The organism is Rahnella sp. PAMC25617 (assembly GCF_050606005.1).
Taxonomy (GTDB): Bacteria; Pseudomonadota; Gammaproteobacteria; order Enterobacterales; family Enterobacteriaceae; genus Rahnella; species Rahnella variigena.
On the sequence record NZ_JBOCUM010000037.1, the window covers coordinates 1 to 1188 of the forward strand.

The 1188-nt window shown below is 60.4% G+C and carries 1 protein-coding gene; it reads right to left on the reverse strand.

Translation table 11 applies throughout. The features are described from left to right. Window positions 1–1188 (reverse strand): type VI secretion system baseplate subunit TssF (locus tag ACM615_RS23780; protein WP_431012621.1); only part of this gene is annotated, 1188 nt, incomplete at both ends.

The following is a 1188-nucleotide window of genomic DNA, read 5'->3' on the forward strand; positions in this document are numbered from 1 at the left end:
CAGCGTGTCGGTTTCCATCAGACCGGCGATGGCCTGCGGATGCAGCAGCGACAGCACCTGCCACTGATAAAGTTCAGCGGTCGGCGGGTAATGCGGCATAGTGGGACGCGTGCGGGTGGCACACTTCAGCTCAAGATTACCCAGGGCGGTCTCACCGTCGAAAACGCTCTCCTGCAACGCCATGCGCGGGTAGGCGCCATTTGTACAGGTCATGTTCAGGCGCATTTTCAGGCCGTTCTGCTCTTCGTGAGTGCGTCCCCCGAGCATTAAAATGGTCTCGTTCAGCCCGGACGTCCCCCGGTACATGCGGGTGTGGTAATAACGGTCGGGCCAGTTTTTCTTATACTGGAGCATGCCGCCTTTCTGACGAAACTGGCTGTAGGGCACGTAGCTGAATTCGGCGTTGTCTTCGGTCACTTCCGCGACGTCATTGACCGCGTAAATTTCGGTATGGCCGTCGCTGAGGCGGTGCGGCCGCAGGCGGTAATCGCTGACCGCGGTGGTCACGGACAGCGGCTGGGCCAGCAGACGGAACAGGTTAATCACCGGCACGCAGTGCATACGGATGGCGTCCGGCGGCACGGCTAAATCGTACGGCCAGCGTTCGCTGAGCGTCACCTCGATATCAAACGAGGTGGTATCCGGCGGAAAGGTCAGGTTTTCCAGCCCGCGCAGTTGCATAAAGAAATATCGCTCAGGGGAAGTGAAATACTCCAGCCACGGGCGCACCTCGCCGCACAGGGCCGGGCTGTCGCTCTCCGGCCAGATTGAAGCGTCGTTTTCTGCCTGCCAGCGTGGCATAAACTGCACGTCCACCGGCATCAGCTCTGTCGATTCCTGCCAGAACCGCACGTTCACCCGCTTCACCTGGCGGCTGAGAGCCAGATACAGCGCCGACTGCAGCACGCGGTCGCCGTTGAGATACAGACTGATGTTCTGCCAGTCGGCGCGGCGGATTTCCGTGAGGGCGGGCAGGGTAAAGCGCAGTTTCAGAGCCTGCTGGCCTTCCTGCAGGGTGAATAACGAGACGTTATCGAGGGCAAACGGATGGACTTTCAGGTCGCGGGTGGTGCGATAAACGCAGCGCTGACGGTCGTTGCCCAGTGGCTGGGTTAACAAATCGCTTTCAGCGGGCAACACCTCTTCGCGCACGTGCAGCTCCGGCGTGGCCGGTGTCAGTTCGACAAT